Raw genomic sequence first — 19,752 nt, forward strand, 5'->3', positions numbered from 1 at the left:
TGAATTTGGCGAGGAATTCAGCGCAACAAAGCTTTGTTGATGCTAATTTTGCGCGGGGGAATGTTGAAGTTGTTAATACTAAGAGCATATATCCGCGAATTAATTTTTTCCCGCAATTTAGTAAAGAGTCTCGTGGATTCTTTGCTATTGAAGCCAATTTGACAAGTGACAATGCGCAATCTATTTATTTATATAAGCGTAATGCGGCTGGTAATAATATTTATATTGTTAATTTTCCTGCAAAAAATGGCACATTAGCAACACTTGATGATATCAACAGTCCTGTGGGTGTACCTCTTCCATATCCTCATCGATATACACCCGCTGGTTACTTAACATGTAACGGTCAGACATTTGATAAATCTTTATATCCAAAATTAACAGAAGCTTATCCTGACGGTAAAGTACCTGACTTAAGAGGTGAGTTTATCCGTGGTTGGGATGATAGTCGTGGCGTCGATCCTGGCAGAGCGTGCGGTACGTGGCAACCGGACGGAATTCCAGATCACACACACTATAAAGTGATTTCAAAACAAATCGTTGAAAATCTCGTGTTAGCGGGGGGTGAATCGTGGGGAACTGCGAGAAACAGTTTATACACACGTTCACTAGATCAAAGCACGGGAACTGGCGGCGTCATCGGAATAACAGAAAACGAAACCCGCCCCCGCAATATCGCATTTAACTACATAGTGAGAGCAGCATAATGACAGAACAAAAATATTCTTTAGAACACGAAACAGCCGTATTGGGTAAAGATGGTTTAGCTACCCAAGCAGGCTGGATAAAGGTTTATCACTCTAATCAAATCACACGAGAATTCACGAGCTCTGATATCGAATATGTCATGCTGGGTGTCAGTCTGTCAGCCGGTGCTTATTCTGATGCGCCAGAACTTCCTGATTCTCACGATAAGGCAGTTTGTCGTAGCGAAGATAAACTCTATTGGGAAATCTTACCTGACTATCGTGGAAAGATAGCTTACGACACGCAAACTCGCGCTCCGACTGAAATCACTGAAATCGGGGAATTACCGGATACGCTCACATTCAAAAAACCACCCACTGATTTTGACAAGTGGAACGGTAAAGAATGGGTAGTAGATAAAGACCTTCTCAAATCGCATCAGATTGATGAGGCCAAGCAACAGCAAGCAGCACTGTTACAACAGGCAAATGACACACTCTCATTGCTACAAGACTCGGTTGACTTGGAGGTTGCGACAGACTCAGAGAAAGCCACTCTACTTGAATGGAAGAAATACCGGGTATTACTCACTCGGGTAGATACTTCACAAGCGCCTAATGTTGAATGGCCGGAGCAGCCGAAGTAAGGATAGGGGCATGATGCCCCTGATTTCATTCTGGTTTTTTAGGCCAGTTAATATCTGGTGCTGATGTAACATCAATACGGCTCAGTGATATTTGGTATTTTTTCCAAGCTAATAACTGCGCTTTTTCCTCATCATTTGCCATATTTAGATCCATCACGTCTTGTAATGGTGCGATTTGGTTTGTTGCTTCAGCTATTAATTGCTGTTTTTGAAATTTAGCCTGTTGCTGCAATTCTTCTTTTGTTGGCGGAGGAACATCCGCCCATTCAGGGAAACCATTTTTACCTGCTATACGGTATTGACCTTCTGGAGGAGTACTGCTTGCAAACTCAATGAAAACAGCCTCATTGACTTCCACTGCATCATTTGGAAATGAACCGGCATTGATGTAATCTTGTTTCCATTTGACCGGATAAAATGCGTTAGTTGTTGCACTGTAATAATACATAATTAATACCCCACAGCGAACCAATAATAACCTACACTAATAGGACTATTAGCATAATCATTAGTCAATTTAAATGAAGATGGACTCAGATCAGCTACGTAACCATTAGCTACACCATCACCTGATCCTCTTCGATTCACCGTCAACATTACACTCACACATACATCAGAGAACCTAACAGGTAGTTGAACTGTGATAATTTCTTGTGGTCCTAAAACTCGAGTTACTCCCCATTGATAAATCATCCCGGTATCTTCACATTTCCACCAACCGTTAACAGCTTTATTTGCAGTATTTCTAGCTCCTCTGGTGTTAACATCATCAGTTGTTGCTAATACTCCATATTTGCGCGGAAAAGAAGTGACATAAATATTTTCACCAGAGGCTTTTCGCTTATACAAATAAATAGATTGAGAATTGTCATCATTAAGATTAGCTTCAATACCAAAGAATCCACGATTACGTTTATCCGCTGTTGACCAGAATTCGATTCGTGGATACGCGCCTGTTGTTTGTACAACTGTAACATTTCCACGCGCGAACTTACTATCAGATTCAAATTTAGAATACGCCCCCACATCCCCGGCAGTGGGTTTATTATTTGGGCTGTAAACACGGTATCCGCTCTCATAAATGTATCTTTTAGCCCACATGTCTTGACTAGATACAACATCTTTGCCATCTCCGGATTTTACATATCCGGTTGCATTCACATCCCCATTTAAAACACCACCTGATTTTGAGTATGCATTTTTCGCCAACGCCACCGTTTCCGACAAACCAACATTTTCTGTAGTTGATTAACTGACATTATTCTTTGCCAAGGCAGACTGTTAAAGCATTAAACGGGGTTCAATCTGGTAAAAATCGGACTTATCTGCGTATCAATAAATAACCAAAATGATGATTAAGAGAAGAATGCATTAATTATGAGGGAATTACGAACATCTTTTGGGTGATAAATCAGCGGATTTACATAGCCCAATTTGGTAAGTCATGCAGCTTACAGCATTCTCAATGCTTGAAATGATAAGCTGATATGGGAAATCAGGTAGATTTGTCGTTGGCCATCTCATAACAGATTCTGTACATTTCTTTAAAAAATTAGCCTTTGAGCTAATTTAACTTGGATGCTAATATTTATTTCAGGAGGAGGAAAGAGTGTTTAAAGTTATCTATCATGATGAAGCAGCCAAAGAAGCCGATAGCTTACCAAAACTGACAAAAGTGAAGTATGACCGGCTGGTTAAAAAACTGGAGGAAAACCCGCGGATCCTACGGGAACCGGATACAAAGCCTCTTGGTGATGGGCTTTACGAGATCCGCACAATGGGTAACGACATCGCTCGTGGTATTTGGGTTTATGAGGCGGGTAGCAAGATCTATATGCTCCGCATCTTCATTAAAAAAAACCAAAAGACGCCAAAAAACGAAATTGAGCTAGCTAAACGAAGACTGGAGGAAATCAAACGTGAAATTGAAAACTCATGACGAATTACACGCTGAATGGATGAAAGACCCCGAGTACCGGGCAGCATACGAAACCGAAGAGCGAAAAGAAAAATTACAGGCGCTGCTAGCTGAATGGCGGCGCAATGCAGGCATCACACGTGCCCAAGTAGCAGAACGTATGGGAGTTAAGCCACCGACTGTCTCTCGCATGGAAAGCAATATAAATAAGGCCAGCATAGATACCCTTGCACGTTATGCCCGAGCTTGCGGTGTCGAAAAACTCCAAATAACACTTTAATTTTAGCCACATCCCCCAGTATCTTTATCATGAAATTTGATTAAGATACTGGGCGAAAGAGAGAAGATTAACTCGATTGCTATCAATGTGCAGGAGATCAATATAGGTGTTGGTGAGTTTGATCACGGGATAATCATCCCCTTTTTCACAATGTTTTCTATAGCTCATTAACTCACAGCGATCTTTAGAAAGTCAGCTTTTTAAAATATTAAATGAGACGAAATACGGTAAAAATTAGTTATATCCGTGTATTTAAGAATTATCTTATTTACTTTCCATCTTTACTATGATTCATTAGTAAACCATATATGCATGTGTATTTTAATTTATTTTCCTACATTGGAAGACTATAGTGACATTTCTACCTCATACGATTTCTTCTATATCCGAACTATTCCGTTTAAGAAAACATCAGATTACTTTTATTCACATGACGAAAAATACATAGTATAGTATTAATGGAAGCTTGGCTGGATGAGGAGATTGCATCTTAGTTTCTTTTATTTTTTGAACGTTAAACTAAATTTTACCACCGTTTGATATCCTGTTGATATATAAATATGAAACTTACAAAAAACCACCTAATCAAGTTATTGCCAGTTGTTGCACTCTTCATTTTTTGCCTTTTAGCTCATATAGCGTTGGGTTATCGTTTAAAAATAGGGTATGTATTTTCTGCATTCTTCATTTTTCTATTGTTAAACAGAACCACTATAGTTTATAGAGTTCTTCTTGTCGTTCTTGGCATAGCAACTTTCATTTATGCCCCTATCGGTCTTACATATGGATCACCAAACTTCAACTCAATTCTTTCGTTATTCTATACAAACGAACGAGAAGCCAGTGAGTTTATCTCTTCTATCCCAGTTGAACATTATCTTTTTAGTGCACTTATCTTAATATTTTGCTTGTTATCGTTAAAAGTAAGCATCAATTTATATAAAAAAATTAATGTTTTTCTATTTTCTTTTGCATTAATCACGATAATACATCACCCTTTAAAAGCCTTTATACAGGGTAAAGAATTCAATATCCTTGACTCTGGCCTTCCTGAAATCAGAGTAGTTAAAGATGTCACTATCAACTTTATAAGGGTAAAAAGCGAATATAAGAAAATGCAGGAAATATTAAGTGAAAAGGATACGTGGGGAACAGTATCAGCACAGTCCAAATATAACACTTACATTGTTGTTATTGGGGAAAGTGTACGTAGAGATGTTATGAATGCATATGGATTCCCGATACACAACACACCTTTTATGAGTACTGCGAATGGGACGCTTTTTACAAATTATATCTCCGCAGGTCCATCAACCCAGATATCATTGGCAAACTCGCTGGCAATAGTCAAAGATGGTAAAGAAATTTTAAGCAATAATATTGTTACACTGGCAAAAAAAGCTGGCTTTTATACCTACTGGATATCAAATCAAGGTTCTATGGGGTTATTTGATACCCCGGTTGCAAGTATGGGAGCCAGAGCCGATTCTCCATTATTTATTAAAAAAGGTGAATCCAGCTCTGGCCTTAACAGAAGTATGCCTGATACAAACATAATACCAATTTTAAAAAAAGCTTTAGAAGATAAGAAAGAGAAAAAATTAATTGTTATCCATTTAATGGGATCACACTCTCCTGCCTGCACCAGAACAAATTATGAATACAAGGTATTTTTTAAGTCAGAGCAGGTTTCTTGCTATATACAGAGTATTGAAAATACTGATAGATTGTTGTCAATGATTACTAATGAAGTACAGGAAAATAAAAGGAGCTGGTCTTTGATGTATTTTGCTGATCATGGAGTGTCTTTCTTTGAGAAAGATACCAAGAAAATGAGACTTGCTCATAACGATAAATACCAACAGAACTATCAGGTTCCTCTATTTATTACCTCTTACGACGATACATCACGGAAAGTTATTAATGTTCAACGAAATTCAATGAACTTCTTAACGCTATTTTCAGAATGGACAGGTATTAAAGAACCTACAATACCTGAAAATTGTAAAATGTTGTCTAATGAAACATGTGAAAACCAAGATGATGTTTTGAATTTTAGTAATAAGATCATAAAATATAGCTCATTGCCAGAAGATAAAATTCCCAAATGAATTTCATGCTATGAAAAATACAAACAGGGCCTGTATTGGCCCTGATTTTTAGATAAAATTCATTTTACGGAAGAGTAGACAGAATAGTTTACAGAAACACGTTTCCCATGATGTACTGGTTTAGTGTTTTATAAATAATTTTTTGCATCAGGTAACGCTCATTACGGGGTACAGGTGCTTATGAGAGTCATGACTCAGCCCAGTTAGTGATTATGGATTTATTTTGGCTAGATTACCCAAATCAGACGAAGTTCTCTTTTGGGATCCTATTATTTTGAGGAATAATTTAGCATAGTGCTTACTTTATGACGATTAATTTTTAATTATCTATAATAGTAGTAAAAGAGATTATCTGTATGATGACTAAAACTAATGATAGTTATGGTTGTGCTTCAAAGAAGTTATCAATTGCAGTAGCTGCACATAACCTAGAAGGATTGATCTTTAAATGTGTAAGCACCATAAAACATGCATTATCTGATTGTGATCCTGAAGAATATGAAGTTTTACTGATAGATGATAGTTCTTCTGACTCAACTCCATCAGTCTTAAAAAAGTTCTCAGAGGAAAATGAATCCTTTATTTATATAAGAAAGGAATTCAGGAGTTTAGGAAAAGTAAAAAAATATGCAGTGGAGGTAAGCCACGGAGAGTATATAACATTCTTTGATGGTGATGATTTTTTATCTAATTTTTCTATGAGAGAGATTCTAGACTTTCTATCTTATAAAAGACCAGATATATTTATCAGTGGTTTAAATGAAGTGAGAAAAGATTCGGATATAATAGAAAACTCAAGATTATTGTTTCCAAGAAAGCTTCACAGAGACATGGCAATAAAAGATTTTTTAATTCATAAGAAATTTCAAGCACATTCATGTGGGAAATTTTTTAGGAAAGAATTATTTTGTGGCAATAATTTTCCTGACGTTCCCTGTTATGAGGATGCGCTATCATTTCCGTTGTTATTAGCTAAGTGCAATAATATTCACTATACTGAGATGAAATACTATAACTACATAAAAATGGAAGGTAGTTTGTCTAATTCCATTAGTGAAATTAAAGTAAATATTATGGCAGAAGTTATTTTAATAACTGATAAGATTTTTGGTAAGAAATTCAGGAATCTTACGGCTTGTCATGCTATAGATCTTATTTATAAATATGGAGATAAATTATCAAAGGAATATTATGATTCTGTTTATGAGCTAATAAGAAGTCTGTCTATATTAGACTTTATACTAGACACTAATGTTCGATTTAGTTTTAAAAGAAAATTTCTGAAAATAATAAAGAAATAGAATTTTAAAGGGTGGAAAATTCCACTCTTTCTTTATCGAGTCTGTATTTCACTCTACTAATACTTACACTATAATTTATGACTTTACCTATATTATGAAACAATATTTTGACGTAATGAAATGATTCATTTTCAGGCTCGAATATTCTTAAGATAGTTGGGATTAGATCCGATGAATTATCATCAAAACTTTATAATCGTCATAAGGCATTTTGTATAGGTATTCTTTTTACTTTCTAAGCATCTTCCTATTAAATCTTCTAAGTTATGAGCTGTAACTATAATTGATAACTTTTTATCAGGGTGTAAACGTGAACCTTGCATTATCATCTCTCTTATGTTGATTAGTTGATATCATAAAATATTAAGCGCTGATTTCACTCTTTTTAAATAGTTTGAATCATATAAATTGGAAATTGCCATTTTTATTGTATTGCTGTCAGTTAGTTTTTTCCCGTTAACTATATCCTGTAATTTATTTACTAATTCATAGGGTTTATCAACAGGATATAATTCACCATTAATTCCATTGCTTATGATATCAGCGGGACCGGTTTTACAGTCAGAACTTATACAATATACACCTTGAGCATTAGCTTCTCCTAATACCATAGGGAACCCCTCATAATTTGAAGTTAATAAAAGTGCCGTAACCTCTTTAATTTCATTGATAATATAGCTCCACGGATCCTTATGCCATCCGTGCCATACTATATTACTAGCTACATTTAGGCTGTCAGCTATGCTACGTAATATTTTTTCATCATGACCGCTACCGACAATATTTAACTCCCAATTACTATGAATCTGTGATAATGCCTTAAACATACTACTAACATTCTTGTCATCATCGGTTAATCTGCCTACATATAAAAATTTAGTTATACCTTCACTTGGTCGGGGGATAGTTTCATCTTTCTTAGAAACAGGGTTAAATATAGTAAATATTTTATCTGGATTAACACCTCTATCAATAAATTGCTGAGTTATACCTGAACTAATAGAAAGGTGATAATCAGCTTTTATTGCGTAAATACTCTTATACAATTTCTCAAGAGAAGAGTGAATCCATGAAAATATAGGGGTTTTTGAAAAAATTAATTTTCTGGCTAGGCTTGTTATGTAACAACTTAATGGATCTATGGCAATAATAATATCCGGATTTTCTTTCTTCATAAATTTAGAGAATAAAAAAGCAAAGTGTAACCTACGAACCTTTGTGTTATATATCTCAGAATAGATACGCTGAAATGACATTCCATTTAACCATCCATCGTCTACTGCATCAGGCCCTTGACCGATGTCGTTGATAAAGAGGAAGCTGATATCTAATGATGGATTATCCTTTGATAATAGGCTCACGAATTTTTTGCACACAGTTTCCCTTCCACCGAACCCCTGCATATTGTAACCTACAATAATAATTTTTTTAGCTTTCATAATTAGTCTACCCTTATCTTTGTTATCTTTTAATCTTATTTAAAACCAAGTCCAACACAGACTTCTATTTATATTTTCCGTAGTGTGCAGTTCATTTAAGAATTATATCTTTCGGTAATGAATTGTATTTTATGGTTTTTTACCAAAATTTAAAAAACCATCTTGCTTTTCACATACTTCGTTGGGCAGCATTTTACATTTTTCAGGTATTGTAGGTTCCTTAATACCTGTCCACTCTGAAAATAGCGTTAGGAAGCTCATTGAATTTCGTTGAGCATTAATAGCAGGTATAAATTCGCCAATTTCTTGTTTGTCTGTATAAAACAGGAAGAGGAATAGAATTAAAGTTTGGAGAGCTGCACATCAGCTTGATAAGGGTATAAATGGGAGTGACTATGCAAAGAGAAACAATAAGAACTCCATAAAAGGTGGCGACCTTGTTTGGTAGTAGAAAAAGAGAGAATATAGTAAGCACATAACCTACTTCGAAACAGTAGCCCAAAGCTATATGAGTTAAAGGGCAAAAGATGCAGAGTGCAATAACTTGTAATAGCTTGATTCGGTGGATTCTTGTAATCTTCATATATCAATAGGATATCGTGTAGTGATAAAAAATAATTTGGCTTCCGAAAAACAAGAAAAACTGGGTTCTAATCTCTTTAATCCAGTCAAGTTTTCCATTAGTACTATACTATACATTCCTTGCTATGTAGAATAATCTTATATCTCACGGCGGGAAATACTATATCCTACATAAGAGACAGAGTATATGGATACACATTAAGTTCATTTTTTAATAAAAATTATAAAATTTTAGTTTTCTAGGATTTACTGCATGAATTAAAGAATTGATACTTATAAAATCATATAGAGTGGAGAAATTTAAACAATTCTTTTTGGACTACTACTTAAAAGGCAGGGCGCGAGCATACTTTTTTAAAGCCTATTGAATGAAGACTAATGACATACCTTATTTTTCTTCTAATCGTTCGCATATGACCCTGATTGAACATTTATCCGTTGTGAAAGAAACCCGCTCTGATATCAATCATCAGTACGATCTGGTTGATGTTATTTTCCTCGTCGTCAGTGCCATTATGGTGGGAGCCGAAGGCTGGCAAGACATTGAGACTTATGGCCACTCCAAAAAGTGGCTGAGAGGATACCGCCCCTTTCTCCATGGGATATGCCGACACACGATTGCGAGAATACTGTGCGCTATCAAGCTGGATTCTTTACTGGAAGTTTTACTCAACTGGGTCAATGAGCAGCATGAACAGGTTGGGAAACCCATTGAAGAAAAACCAACTCCGTCTGTGGGAAACTGTTCAATCTCAGTTTCAGCGTGTGTTTGATACAGGGAAAGAAAAAATTATCACTGAAATCAAACAAGAAGCACACAGCCGCCGGGAAGAGCGTTATGTGTTTCAACTCAAGCTACAATTTCCCCCTGATATAGCGGAAAGACGGCGACAGTCCGCAGTATTATTGCAGTCGAACGGCACCGGACAGAAAATGGCAAGGACACGGTGGATACGGCTTACTATGTCAGTTCCCTCTCCCCCCGGCATAAATTATTGGGGCATTACATTCGCCAGCACTGGTGACTGGTGCATTGAAAATAGCCAACATTACATTCTTGATGTGGTATTTAAAGAGGATGATTCACGTATAGTACTGGACGAGGCAATTGAAAATCTGGTGTTATTCCGGCGTATCGTGTTGAACATGGTCAAACAATGTGATTGTGGTGTACCAAGCCAACGAAATAAACTCAAAAAAGCAGGCTGGAGTGATGATTATCGTACGAGGGTTTTCTTCGGGGATGAATATTAATCAAAGTATGCTCCGCGCCCTGCTTAGAAGGAAACTCATGATCAGATTGGAATAGAAAAAACCAGATTTATTTTGGGTACTATTTCGATGTTTTATTACCCAAAACTTGTTCATAATTTTTCACAATTAATTCTTTTTTCTCCAAATCTGCATTTTGGTTATTTATTGATACGCAGATAAGTCCGATTTTTACCAGATTGAATCCCGTTTAATGCTTTAACAGTCTACCTTGGCAAAGAATAATGTCAGTTAATCAACTACAGAAAATGTTGGTTTGCTGGAAACCGTGAATTTGGCTAACAACGCGGTACCGGGCAGCCGGAAAATTAATGGGAAGGTGTTGAGTGGGGATGTGAGTCTGGGTGCCGGGGATGTGGGGGCATGCCGGGCGTATAATGGCAGTATTTCGATTGGCGGTGAGGGTACGTGGACAACAGACGAGTTCATCGCATGGCTTAAACAAAATGGGGCCTTTGACGTGTCTTATTGGGTGTGCCGTGGATCTTGGTCATATGCCTCCAATCGCATAATTACCGACACGAACTGCGGTAATATTTTCTTAGCGGGCGCTGTTATTGAAGTGATGGGTGCAGAATATGCAATGACAATCCGTATCACAACACCAACAACGACAAATGGTCATGGTATCCCCAACGCACAATTTACTTATATTAACAATGGCAAAGGGTACTATCCGGGTTGGCGTAGGGACTACAATACAAAAAATAAGCCTTCTGTGGATGAACTTGGTTTGGTGGAAACGGTGAATAAGGCCAATAATGCTGTGCCGGGCAGCCGGAAAGTGAACGGCAAGGTGTTGAGTGAGGATATTAGTCTGAGTGCCGGGGATGTGGGGGCTTTGCCGATTTCGAGTGCTTTAAGTGCGCGGGTTGGAAAATTAAGCGTCAATAACGCCTCAAATTGGCCAGGCATCGAATTTGAAGCAGCAAATAAGCGGATAATTGGCATTGAGGGAACCAGCGCAACTCGTTTGACAATATACGCTAATGATGAAAACCGCAATCGCAGATTTACGATAATAACACAAGAGAAAAATGGCACGTTAGCAACACTTGATGATATCAACGTCCCTGTCGGCGTTCCGCTTCCATATCCATCCCGAGATACACCTGCTGGCTATCTTATGTGCAACGGTCAAACATTTAATAAATCACAATATCCTCAGTTAGCTACAGCTTACCCATCCGGTGTGCTCCCTGATCTGCGCGGTGAGTTTATTCGTGGCTGGGACGATGGGCGCGGTGTTGATAGTGGTCGTGGGATTTTGTCATGGCAGGGGGATGCAATTAGAAATATTACGGGCTCAATGCTTTTCAAAGAGATGGTTGCAGGAGTTCAATCCGCAGGCGTTTTTAATGAATTGAGAGACTACACTGATCGTACATATCATGAGGATGGGGGCGGCTACACATCGACTGTATATTTTGATGCATCTCGTGTCGTTCCGACAGCTAACGAAAATCGCCCTCGTAATATAGCATTTAACTACATAGTGAGAGCAGCATAATGACAGAACAAAAATACTCTTTAGAACATGAAACCGCCGTATTGGGTAAAGATGGTTTGGCTACCCAAGCAGGTTGGATAAAGGTTTACCACACTAATCAGATGACAAGAGAATTCACCACTGCCGATATTGAATATGTCATGCTCGGCGTCAGTCTATCAGTTGGTGCCTATTCCGATGCGCCAGAGCTTCCCAAATCACATGATATGGCCGTTTGTCGTAGTGAGGATTGCACACACTGGGAAATAGTACCTGACTATCGTGAAAAAACCGCTTACGACACACTAACACGAGCGCCGCAAGAAGTGACTGAACTCGGTGAGTTACCCGATACCCTGACCTTCAAACAACCCGACACCGATTATGATAAGTGGGATGGTAAAGAATGGGTAGTTGATAAAGACCTTCTCAAATCGCATCAGATTGATGAGGCCAAGCAACAACAAACCACATTGCTACGAAAGGCAAATGAGACACTTTCGTTACTGCAAGACTCTGTTGATTTAGAAGTTGCTACCGAAGCTGAGGAAGCCGCTCTGCTTGAATGGAAAAAATACCGAGTATTATTAAGCCGAGTAGATACTTCACAAGCGCCTAATGTTGAATGGCCGAAGCAGCCGAAGTCAGGATAGGGGCATGATCCCCATGATTTCATTCTGGTTTTTCGGAACACAAGAGAAGTCGGCCAGAACCCAAAAAACCTTATTGGTCTCAGAATAACGAAAAAACCGTAGGAGGAGCACTGACAGAGAAAATAGCAGGCATCCGCCGCAGCGTGGCTGCAATACATGAGTTGATTGGTTTGTCTCGGTAGTTGACAGCATCAACATGTTAATGTTGCAGACAGATCTTATTGATATTGTTGACAAATTGGCAAAGACCACTACCAGCCACGCCCACAGTCATACTGTCGCCCCCACCAACGCTGGAAATTTAAACGCAATAGCCGGACATGTGCGCTGAATAAGAAATACGCGGGGTTCATTGGTTAGTAAATACCCGTCGCCTCTTAGTTGATATATCCAAGAGGCGACGGGCAACAGTTAAACGATACTAATTTTGAGGTTAACGCCACACGCCGCCGCATAGCGCTCAAGTGTCGCAACGCTGGCTTTCATCGGGTTTTTTTCAACCTTAGCAACTGCCGGTGGAGTAATTCCCAGTCGTTCGGCTAACTGTGAACTGTTAATGCCTGCCCTTTTTTTCATGCTCTGTATCAACTCGTAGAGTGCCTCTTCCTGCTTGGCTGCTTCATAAGCGGCCTGAGCTCCGGGGGATGAAAGGGCTTGTGCCCTGACTTCTGACCAGGGAATACCTTTAACTTTCATTTGTCATCTCCTCTAATCTTTGCAATGCCAGTTTTATTTCTGGCGCTGGGGTTTTCGGTGTTTTCTTGATAAATGTGCGGAGTATGTAAATTCGCCGGCTGACGGCATAAGCAAAAATGGTCCGGGTAATGTCTTTATTGCCAACGCGTAACTGGAATAACCCGTCACGCAACGGTTCTGTTGCCGGGTACCGCAATGTGTTCCCCCTGGCTTCTAGTTTATCAAGTGCCAGTACCGTTTTACCTTTCATCACCTCGTCCAGTGCTTGAATCTCATTGTTAGCTTCTTCGTGAAATATCAGTTCAAACATGCATCCCCCTTTTCGGGAAAATTAACTCAAAGATGAATTTAAATCAAAGGTTAATTTAACCAATAGGTGAATTAACAGAGTCCACAGACGGGATCATGCATTCAACAAAAACGGCACTACATCGTTCCCGCTTGCCCGATTTTGTAGTGGCCGGTATATCAGCCGTGCAATTCCGGCAAAGGCTATGGCGTTATCGCATGACGCGAAGTATGAACCGCCGTGGCAATTGCTGGGATAATACCCCAATGGAAAGGGCTATTCAGAAGCTTGAAATCAGATTAATTTACTGTCCGGAATTAGTTGGCCACTACAGTCAGCCCGATAGGGGCATAATAAGAGTGACTATACCGAGAAGAATAATAAGAACTCTATTAATCTTATTAAAAGAAATTTAGGAAAAACCAAGATTCAATTTTTACCTAGCCAAATTCTTCCCTAGACAGTGTCGTCATGAGAAATTTCGTGCAATAATAATGCCCCATCATTCCATCATAAGAGTCGATTAACCATGAGTACACCTGCACACCGCCGCCACGATATTTCAGATCGCGCCTGGAGCATGCTTGAACCTCATTTGCCAGGGCGTAAAGGCGCTTGGGGGCGTGTAGCTGAAGATAATCGGCGTTTTATCAATGGGGTGTTTTGGATTTTACGGACGGGTGCGCCTTGGCGAGACCTCCATACTGATTATGGTGACTGGAAAAATACCCACCGTCGTTTTTGCCGCTGGAGAGACAAAGGTATATGGGAAAAGCTGCTCGAACAGTTGGTCAATGACCCCGATTTCGAGTGGTTAATGCTTGATGCCAGCCATATTAAGGTTCATCCCGATGCGGCAGGAGCCAAAGGAGGTAATCAGGATATGGGGCTCACAAAAGGGGGCTCAATACAAAGATACATTTGGCCGTGGATGCGCATGGTATGCCAGTCAGAATTGTTATTACAAGCGGTACCACAGCGGATTGTTCACAAGCTGAGACCTTAATTGAAGGGCTCAATGCAGAGCATCTCTTGGCGGACAAGGGCTATGATAGCAACGCAATAGTAGAAAAAGCTGAACAACAAGGCATGCAAGTCCAGATCCCTAGCCGGAAAAATCGGAAGGTCGCCAGAGAATATGATCGTGAACTCTACCGGCTTCGCCATTTGGTTGAAAATGCTTTCCTTCATCTTAAGCGCTGGCGTGGTATAGCCACGCGCTATGCAAAAAATAGTGCGTCTTTTCTTGCCGCAGTGCAAATCCGTTGCTTTGTTCTTTGGCTGAAAATTTCATGACGACACTGCCTAGAGATTATTATATATCTTTACGTTACGTAATTTAGAATAAGTTGATATCTCTGTAAAGCAGAGTATTGTAAACAGGTAAGCTTTAAATACCCTTTCGTAACCTAACTATCGATTACGCAAAACATGCTAAAATTACATGGTGTAGCAAACAAGAATTTTATCGATTCATATGTCCCAGATTCTCAGCAGTTGATCAAACAGCATATTGGGTCTGATAATATTCTTAAGAGGATTTACTGCAAAGAAATAGCCTGTTGAATATTTAAAACCCTGACTACGTAACAGAGAAAAATAAGAATTTTAGTAACAAGGCTATGAGACATAGCTCATAACCTTAACAGATAATTAAAGGTAAGAGTAAGCAAGAATCATGAATATTATGATTACAAATTTTCATACAGGAAATGGTGGTGGTCATACCACATATATAATGAGCATAGTTAAGTATTTTGATTATAACAAAGGGAAACTATTTGTTGCTTGCCCACCAGAAAGTAGATTGTACAAAGAACTTATCAGCTCTGGATTCAATAATGTTGTTCCACTTTATTTTTTCTGCAAACTCAATAAAGTTAAACAACTCGTAACAACCTGTAAGACCTTATCATGTATTGTAAAAAAACAAAAAATTGACGTTATTCATACTAATGGAACTTCTGATAATAAGATCGCTATCCTAGCAAAGGTTCTTTTTGGCGTGAAAAGTAAGATAATCTATACAAAACATAATCATTATTTTGTGTCCTGGTTATCCAGAATCAGGTTGAAAAAATTCAATGAAAAAATCATCTTTGTTAGTGACGCCACCAGAAACCAATGCTACTCTTTTGTCTCTGACAAACAGGCTGTTACCATAAAAAATGGTGTTAATACTGACAAATGGAAGATTGAACGTATAATTACAGAAAAAGGAAAGATAACGCTTATTTCTTCTGCTGGGACAGCTGGGCACAAGGGTTGGTATTTGTTGATAAGATGCCTAGCAAAAGATAAAGCATTATCTGATAAATTTCGTATAAAGATCATTGGGCGTATTCCTTACCAAAAAGATATCAATAAATTAGTCGGTATTCCTTTCTCTCATGTTGATATTGAATTCACTGGTTATATCGATGATGACAAAAGGATCATTAATTACATGAAGAACGCTTCTGTAGGCTTTGTTTTATCTACCAATTGTGAAACTATCAGTTTTGCTTGCAGAGAGATGATGGCTTGTAGTCTGCCTATTATTGTTAGTGACTTCGGGGGATTACCAGAAAACATTGAGCATGGTGTTAATGGCTGGATCACAAAAGCGGGAAATGAAGCATCAGTATATGAGATTTTAAAACTGATTGCGGGTTTATCATCTCAAGAATTAGAAAGGCTGTCTGAAAAGGCCAGAGAAAAAGCAATTAATGAATTTGATGTTAGGAGAATGGTCTCAGAAACGATAAATATTTATCGTTCAGTTTATAAATCCTAAATAAAATGAATGAGGGATGTTTTCCCTCATTCCAAACCTCAAGCTTTATATGAAAAAAAACTCTATTTTTTAGCCACTCCAATCATAATATAATTCCATTTTTCAGGAATTATTGCTGAGAATATAAATTTATCAAAAAAATTTAATATTCTTCTTTGTTTTTCTGTTCTTCCAAAACAGGAAACAAACCCTACGGTAGTATATTCAACACTTGAGAATTGATATAAATATTCATTCATATCGTTTATTGTTATATATTTCCATTCATTTCCCCATTGGATAAACTTAGATCTTAATATTTTATGTGCAGGAGATGCTAATAGGTTTTCAGCAAACCAGTATTCTCCTCCTTTCTTTAAAGATTTGTATATTTCTGATGTGGCTATTTTCTGATTTTCAATATTATTATTGCGCCCTATACCGCCGATAACTGATTTAGAAAGTACAATATCCAGTTCATTTTCATATGGAATGTTTAATGCATTTATATTTTTATATGTAATATAATCACTAAGATTGTAATCTCTATGTTTTTGGTAAGCTTTTTTATTCGGGCCGCCAAGATCTGAGCAAATTACTCTAGCACCATTTAGTGATGCCCATAATGACAAACCACCATTGCGACTGCCAATCTCCAAAGCTTGAGCATTTTCTAAATTAACCTTTCCCTTTGAAAGCCAAAAATCTAAACATTTAGACCAACTATTAACATCCCATTCAATGATATCGTTTAAGGTAGAGCGTGGAATATTTTTCATTAGATTACACCTAGTGCTGATTGATATCGAGAAAATTCCCGATATGAATAGAAAGTAAAATTAAAGTTCGGCTGGTCATACACCAGCACAGTAGAAACATAAATGAGAGTCACTATACTAAGAGAGATAGGAAGAACTCTATAAATCTTATAAAAATAACTTAGCAATAAGAAAATAGGGAATACAGTAAGTACATAACCTACTTTTAAACGGTAACCTAAAATCATATGAACTAAAAGACAAGAGGTAAAGAACTCAACAACTGATAACAGTTTGATTAGATGACTTTTTGTAAGTTTCATATCTATGTATTAATAGGAAATCAAGTAATAGTAAAAAGTAGTTTCGCTTTCAAAGACGATAGAAATTAAAGTCCAATATTTTCATCTGGATGAATCCTCCACTAGTACCATACTATGTATTTTTCATCATGTGAATCAGAATGATTTAATTATTTTTATAAACTTAAATACTTATATAATTGGAAAAAGAAAGCTCAAAATATTAGTTCACGTTCAAGAGGGTAATAATGTTAGTAAGACTTGTCGTTACTGGGGAATATCTCAAGATATTTTTTACCGAGTTTAGTGAAAACCGTCAATTTGGCTAAAGGGTAGTGCTAAGTAGTCGGAAAATTAATGGGAAAACTTTGGGGGGATATTAGTTTAGAAGCGGCGGATGTGGAGAAGGTCCCATCAAATAGCACGGCGGTTGTTGCCAATAAACTAGCTACAGTTCGAATGATAGCAGGAGTGTCAATTGATGTAACAGTGAACATTTCAATTTTAGCAGGTAAATTGACGCGTATACAAAGTCCGAATCTGACAATAAGTATCAACATAAATTCAGTTAGATTGTAACAGCCTATTCATCAGATACAGTAAAACCAAGTCAAGTTATAAATCTTTCTGATGACATTCGGAGTAAACCGGTGTATCTCCATGATAGAAATTATAGTTTATTTTCATTCAATTGCGCCATAGAGGACGGATTTACTTATTTGGTGGGTGGTGATAATAACACTAGAGTAAAAATTGACAATAAATAGTATGAGGTTAACACATATGGCGGGAACATAGTTTACATCAGTGTTAATCATTGAGTGATGATTGTAGCGCACCACGTAAGTAAATTGAAAAATCATCGCTGATTGCTTGGAAAATATGTGGGTATTACTGAGTTGGGCTGATGTCACATCAGCACCGGATATTACCTGGTCTGAAAAACCTGCGGAGTGATTAAATTGGGGATGAGGGAAAGTGGTGGTGAGGACGGATAAAGCCGGACTAACCGGCTTTTGTCTTACTTCGGCTGCTCCGGCCATTCAACATTAGGCGCTTGTGAAGTATCTACCCGACTTAGTAATACCCGGTACTTCTTCCATTCAAGCAGAGCGGCTTTCTCTGAGTCTGTAGCAACTTCTAAGTCAACCGAGTCTTGCAACAATGAGAGAGTGTCATTTGCCTGTTGTAACAGTGCTGCTTGCTGTTGCTTGGCTTCATCAATCTGATGCGATTTGAGAAGGTCTTTATCTACTACTCACTCTTTACCATCCCATTTGTCAAAATCAGTGGGTGGTTTTTTGAATGTGAGTGTGTCGGGCAACTCACCGATTTCTGTTATCTCGGTCGGAGCACGAGTTTGCGTGTCGTAAGCGATTTTACCGCGATAGTCAGGGAGGATTTCCCAACAGAGTTTATCTTCGCTTCTACAAACAGCCTCATCATCAGATTTCGGAAGTTCGGGGGCGTCGGGATAGGCTCCAGCCGATAAGCTGACACCGAGCATGACGTATTCAATATCAGAGCTCGTGAATTCTCGTGTAATTTGATTAGAGTGATAAACCTTTATCCAGCCCGCTTGAGTCGCTAATCCATCTTTACCCAATACGGCTGTTTCGTGTTCTAAAGAGTATTTTTGTTCTGTCATTATGCTGCTCTCACTATGTAGTTAAATGCGATATTGCGGGGGCGGGTTTCACTACCCCCAGTTTTATCTGTTTCATTCGTCGTTACATGTGCCCCAGTTCCCCCTGCTCGGCCCAGACCCGGCTCTGTAATATATGCATAACTATGTGCATGAGATTTAAATTCATCAGTTTGCCACGACAAAATCCCACGCCCGCCATCTATACCACGACTATCATCCCAGCCACGGATGAACTCACCGCGTAAATCAGGTAGTACACCGGAAGGGTAAGCTGCTGCCAATTTGGGATAGTGTGATTTAACAAATGTCTGGCCGTTACATGTGAGATAGCCGGCAGGCGCATTGGGTAACGGCCACGGAACAGGAGCGCCTAAGGGGCAGTTACTGACTGGACCACCGTCTATTGAACCGTTAGTATTAAAAAAATACGCATATAGCTCACCGTATTGATTAACATAGATTTGCCCCGTATCACCGCCTGTCCCGATGTTAATGCCTTTGACCCATCCCGCTCCGCCTCCGCCAGAAAATGCCCCCACAAACCTGCGGGTGGGAATACTTTCAACATAAACTGTTTCCGGCAAAGCCCCCACATCCCCGGCACTTAAACTGATATCCTCACTCAACGTCTTGCCATTAATTTTCCGACTGCTAGGCACGGCATTATTAGCCTTTTGAACGATGATATCGTCAGTATAAACACATTCCCCTCCCGGTTTTGCACCATTATTATTGGAAAATTGTGCAAATAACCGCCCGGATGAATTAACCCAGATCTGGCCATAGTCGGAATCGCCGACGCTGATCCCTTTTGCATAGTTAGTATGCTCTCTACCTTGGAACGCGCCGTTATATCCAAGAGAAGGGATCTCATTAACGGATCTCAAACCAGGATATGCCCCCTGAGCCAAATTCACCGTTTCCAC

At 38.6% G+C, this 19,752-nt stretch carries 19 protein-coding genes and 2 pseudogenes; 12 read left to right on the forward strand and 9 right to left on the reverse strand.

Annotated features, from left to right (window positions below):
- Both ACGF7G_RS20085 and ACGF7G_RS20090 read left to right on the forward strand, forming a co-directional pair.
- On the forward strand, positions 1-707 hold a 707-nt coding region (locus ACGF7G_RS20085; protein ID WP_387467856.1), incomplete at its 5' end, for a phage tail protein.
- Positions 707-1,333, forward strand: a complete 627-nt coding sequence (locus ACGF7G_RS20090) for a tail fiber assembly protein (protein WP_387467858.1) — start codon at positions 707-709, stop codon at positions 1,331-1,333. The genes ACGF7G_RS20085 and ACGF7G_RS20090, both read left to right, overlap by 1 nt.
- Before the next feature lie 25 nt (positions 1,334-1,358).
- On the opposite strand, the gene ACGF7G_RS20095 is transcribed toward ACGF7G_RS20090, so the two are convergent.
- Entirely contained in the window at positions 1,359-1,781 is a 423-nt protein-coding gene (locus tag ACGF7G_RS20095) for a tail fiber assembly protein (protein WP_387467860.1), read from the reverse strand.
- 2 nt (positions 1,782-1,783) lie between these two features.
- Positions 1,784-2,542 (reverse strand): hypothetical protein, encoded by a 759-nt coding sequence (locus ACGF7G_RS20100; protein ID WP_387467862.1) that lies wholly within the window; start codon positions 2,540-2,542, stop codon positions 1,784-1,786.
- A 400-nt stretch (positions 2,543-2,942) separates the two neighbouring features.
- Here ACGF7G_RS20100 and ACGF7G_RS20105 point away from each other — a divergent pair, with 400 nt between their 5' ends.
- From ACGF7G_RS20105 to ACGF7G_RS20120, 4 genes are all read left to right on the forward strand, one after another.
- Positions 2,943-3,272, forward strand: coding sequence for a type II toxin-antitoxin system RelE/ParE family toxin (locus ACGF7G_RS20105; protein ID WP_133812487.1), 330 nt, complete (start codon positions 2,943-2,945; stop codon positions 3,270-3,272).
- A 19-nt stretch (positions 3,273-3,291) separates the two neighbouring features.
- Positions 3,292-3,531 (forward strand): helix-turn-helix domain-containing protein, encoded by a 240-nt coding sequence (locus tag ACGF7G_RS20110; RefSeq protein WP_387467864.1) that lies wholly within the window; start codon positions 3,292-3,294, stop codon positions 3,529-3,531.
- Positions 3,532-4,091: 560 nt separating this feature from the next.
- Positions 4,092-5,642 (forward strand): phosphoethanolamine transferase, encoded by a 1,551-nt coding sequence (locus ACGF7G_RS20115; protein ID WP_387467866.1) that lies wholly within the window; start codon positions 4,092-4,094, stop codon positions 5,640-5,642.
- Between the two features lie 356 nt (positions 5,643-5,998).
- On the forward strand, positions 5,999-6,943 hold the full coding sequence (locus tag ACGF7G_RS20120; protein WP_387467868.1) for a glycosyltransferase: 945 nt from the start codon (positions 5,999-6,001) through the stop codon (positions 6,941-6,943).
- A gap of 353 nt (positions 6,944-7,296) precedes the next feature.
- Here the strand turns inward: ACGF7G_RS20120 and ACGF7G_RS20125 are convergent, their stop codons facing one another.
- Positions 7,297-8,382 (reverse strand): glycosyltransferase, encoded by a 1,086-nt coding sequence (locus ACGF7G_RS20125; RefSeq protein ID WP_387467870.1) that lies wholly within the window; start codon positions 8,380-8,382, stop codon positions 7,297-7,299.
- A 995-nt stretch (positions 8,383-9,377) separates the two neighbouring features.
- Between ACGF7G_RS20125 and ACGF7G_RS20130 the strand changes: the two are divergent.
- The 3 genes and pseudogenes from ACGF7G_RS20130 (at position 9,378) to ACGF7G_RS20140 (ending at position 12,378) form a co-directional block, all read left to right on the forward strand.
- Positions 9,378-10,218, forward strand: a pseudogene (locus tag ACGF7G_RS20130) (ISAs1 family transposase).
- 292 nt (positions 10,219-10,510) lie between these two features.
- The gene (locus tag ACGF7G_RS20135; protein WP_387467872.1) at positions 10,511-11,746 is read left to right on the forward strand and encodes a phage tail protein; all 1,236 of its coding nucleotides are present in this window, start codon (positions 10,511-10,513) and stop codon (positions 11,744-11,746) included.
- Complete coding sequence (locus tag ACGF7G_RS20140; RefSeq protein ID WP_387467874.1) at positions 11,746-12,378, forward strand: tail fiber assembly protein; 633 nt, start codon at positions 11,746-11,748, stop codon at positions 12,376-12,378. Before ACGF7G_RS20135 ends, ACGF7G_RS20140 begins: the two co-directional genes overlap by 1 nt.
- A 411-nt stretch (positions 12,379-12,789) precedes the next feature.
- Here the strand turns inward: ACGF7G_RS20140 and ACGF7G_RS20145 are convergent, their stop codons facing one another.
- Together ACGF7G_RS20145 and ACGF7G_RS20150 are read right to left on the reverse strand one after the other, a co-directional pair.
- Positions 12,790-13,074, reverse strand: coding sequence for a helix-turn-helix transcriptional regulator (locus ACGF7G_RS20145; RefSeq protein ID WP_133812500.1), 285 nt, complete (start codon positions 13,072-13,074; stop codon positions 12,790-12,792).
- Complete coding sequence (locus ACGF7G_RS20150; RefSeq protein ID WP_387467876.1) at positions 13,064-13,384, reverse strand: type II toxin-antitoxin system RelE/ParE family toxin; 321 nt, start codon at positions 13,382-13,384, stop codon at positions 13,064-13,066. The genes ACGF7G_RS20145 and ACGF7G_RS20150 overlap by 11 nt, the downstream gene beginning before the upstream one ends.
- A 508-nt stretch (positions 13,385-13,892) precedes the next feature.
- Between ACGF7G_RS20150 and ACGF7G_RS20155 the strand changes: the two genes are divergently transcribed.
- A protein-coding gene (locus ACGF7G_RS20155; protein ID WP_387467878.1) for an IS5 family transposase occupies positions 13,893-14,659 on the forward strand; the annotation gives its coding sequence in 2 pieces (ribosomal slippage) (positions 13,893-14,268 and positions 14,268-14,659; 768 coding nt in all).
- A 382-nt stretch (positions 14,660-15,041) separates the two neighbouring features.
- Positions 15,042-16,139, forward strand: a complete 1,098-nt coding sequence (locus ACGF7G_RS20160; RefSeq protein ID WP_387467880.1) for a glycosyltransferase family 4 protein — start codon at positions 15,042-15,044, stop codon at positions 16,137-16,139.
- A gap of 62 nt (positions 16,140-16,201) precedes the next feature.
- On the opposite strand, the gene ACGF7G_RS20165 is transcribed toward ACGF7G_RS20160, so the two are convergent.
- A complete protein-coding gene (locus tag ACGF7G_RS20165; protein ID WP_387467882.1) occupies positions 16,202-16,897 on the reverse strand; it encodes a methyltransferase domain-containing protein in 696 nt (231 codons plus the stop codon).
- 638 nt (positions 16,898-17,535) lie between these two features.
- Between ACGF7G_RS20165 and ACGF7G_RS20170 the strand changes: the two genes are divergently transcribed.
- Complete coding sequence (locus ACGF7G_RS20170; RefSeq protein WP_387467884.1) at positions 17,536-17,757, forward strand: hypothetical protein; 222 nt, start codon at positions 17,536-17,538, stop codon at positions 17,755-17,757.
- 104 nt (positions 17,758-17,861) lie between these two features.
- On the opposite strand, the gene ACGF7G_RS20175 is transcribed toward ACGF7G_RS20170, so the two are convergent.
- The 3 genes and pseudogenes from ACGF7G_RS20175 to ACGF7G_RS20185 form a co-directional block, all read right to left on the reverse strand.
- Complete coding sequence (locus ACGF7G_RS20175) at positions 17,862-18,221, reverse strand: hypothetical protein (RefSeq protein ID WP_387467886.1); 360 nt, start codon at positions 18,219-18,221, stop codon at positions 17,862-17,864.
- Positions 18,200-18,826, reverse strand: a pseudogene (locus ACGF7G_RS20180) (tail fiber assembly protein). Before ACGF7G_RS20180 ends, ACGF7G_RS20175 begins: the two are co-directional and overlap by 22 nt.
- On the reverse strand, positions 18,826-19,752 hold the full coding sequence (locus ACGF7G_RS20185) for a phage tail protein (RefSeq protein ID WP_387467888.1): 927 nt from the start codon (positions 19,750-19,752) through the stop codon (positions 18,826-18,828). The pseudogene ACGF7G_RS20180 and the gene ACGF7G_RS20185 overlap by 1 nt, the downstream one beginning before the upstream one ends.

Source organism: Photorhabdus sp. RM323S, from assembly GCF_042879375.1.
In the GTDB taxonomy this organism is placed as follows: domain Bacteria; phylum Pseudomonadota; class Gammaproteobacteria; order Enterobacterales; family Enterobacteriaceae; genus Photorhabdus; species Photorhabdus tasmaniensis.

What these genes read in the sequence shown, in the direction of transcription:
- ACGF7G_RS20090 (WP_387467858.1), top strand. Translation starts at nt 707, where the DNA reads ATGACAGAACAAAAATATTCTTTAGAACACGAAACAGCCGTATTGGGT.
- ACGF7G_RS20095 (WP_387467860.1), bottom strand. Translation starts at nt 1,781, where the DNA reads ATGTATTATTACAGTGCAACAACTAACGCATTTTATCCGGTCAAATGG.
- ACGF7G_RS20110 (WP_387467864.1), top strand. Translation starts at nt 3,292, where the DNA reads ATGAAAGACCCCGAGTACCGGGCAGCATACGAAACCGAAGAGCGAAAA.
- ACGF7G_RS20115 (WP_387467866.1), top strand. Translation starts at nt 4,092, where the DNA reads ATGAAACTTACAAAAAACCACCTAATCAAGTTATTGCCAGTTGTTGCA.
- ACGF7G_RS20120 (WP_387467868.1), top strand. Translation starts at nt 5,999, where the DNA reads ATGATGACTAAAACTAATGATAGTTATGGTTGTGCTTCAAAGAAGTTA.
- ACGF7G_RS20125 (WP_387467870.1), bottom strand. Translation starts at nt 8,382, where the DNA reads ATGAAAGCTAAAAAAATTATTATTGTAGGTTACAATATGCAGGGGTTC.
- ACGF7G_RS20140 (WP_387467874.1), top strand. Translation starts at nt 11,746, where the DNA reads ATGACAGAACAAAAATACTCTTTAGAACATGAAACCGCCGTATTGGGT.
- ACGF7G_RS20145 (WP_133812500.1), bottom strand. Translation starts at nt 13,074, where the DNA reads ATGAAAGTTAAAGGTATTCCCTGGTCAGAAGTCAGGGCACAAGCCCTT.
- ACGF7G_RS20150 (WP_387467876.1), bottom strand. Translation starts at nt 13,384, where the DNA reads ATGTTTGAACTGATATTTCACGAAGAAGCTAACAATGAGATTCAAGCA.
- ACGF7G_RS20160 (WP_387467880.1), top strand. Translation starts at nt 15,042, where the DNA reads ATGAATATTATGATTACAAATTTTCATACAGGAAATGGTGGTGGTCAT.
- ACGF7G_RS20165 (WP_387467882.1), bottom strand. Translation starts at nt 16,897, where the DNA reads ATGAAAAATATTCCACGCTCTACCTTAAACGATATCATTGAATGGGAT.
- ACGF7G_RS20170 (WP_387467884.1), top strand. Translation starts at nt 17,536, where the DNA reads ATGGGAAAACTTTGGGGGGATATTAGTTTAGAAGCGGCGGATGTGGAG.
- ACGF7G_RS20175 (WP_387467886.1), bottom strand. Translation starts at nt 18,221, where the DNA reads ATGGCCGGAGCAGCCGAAGTAAGACAAAAGCCGGTTAGTCCGGCTTTA.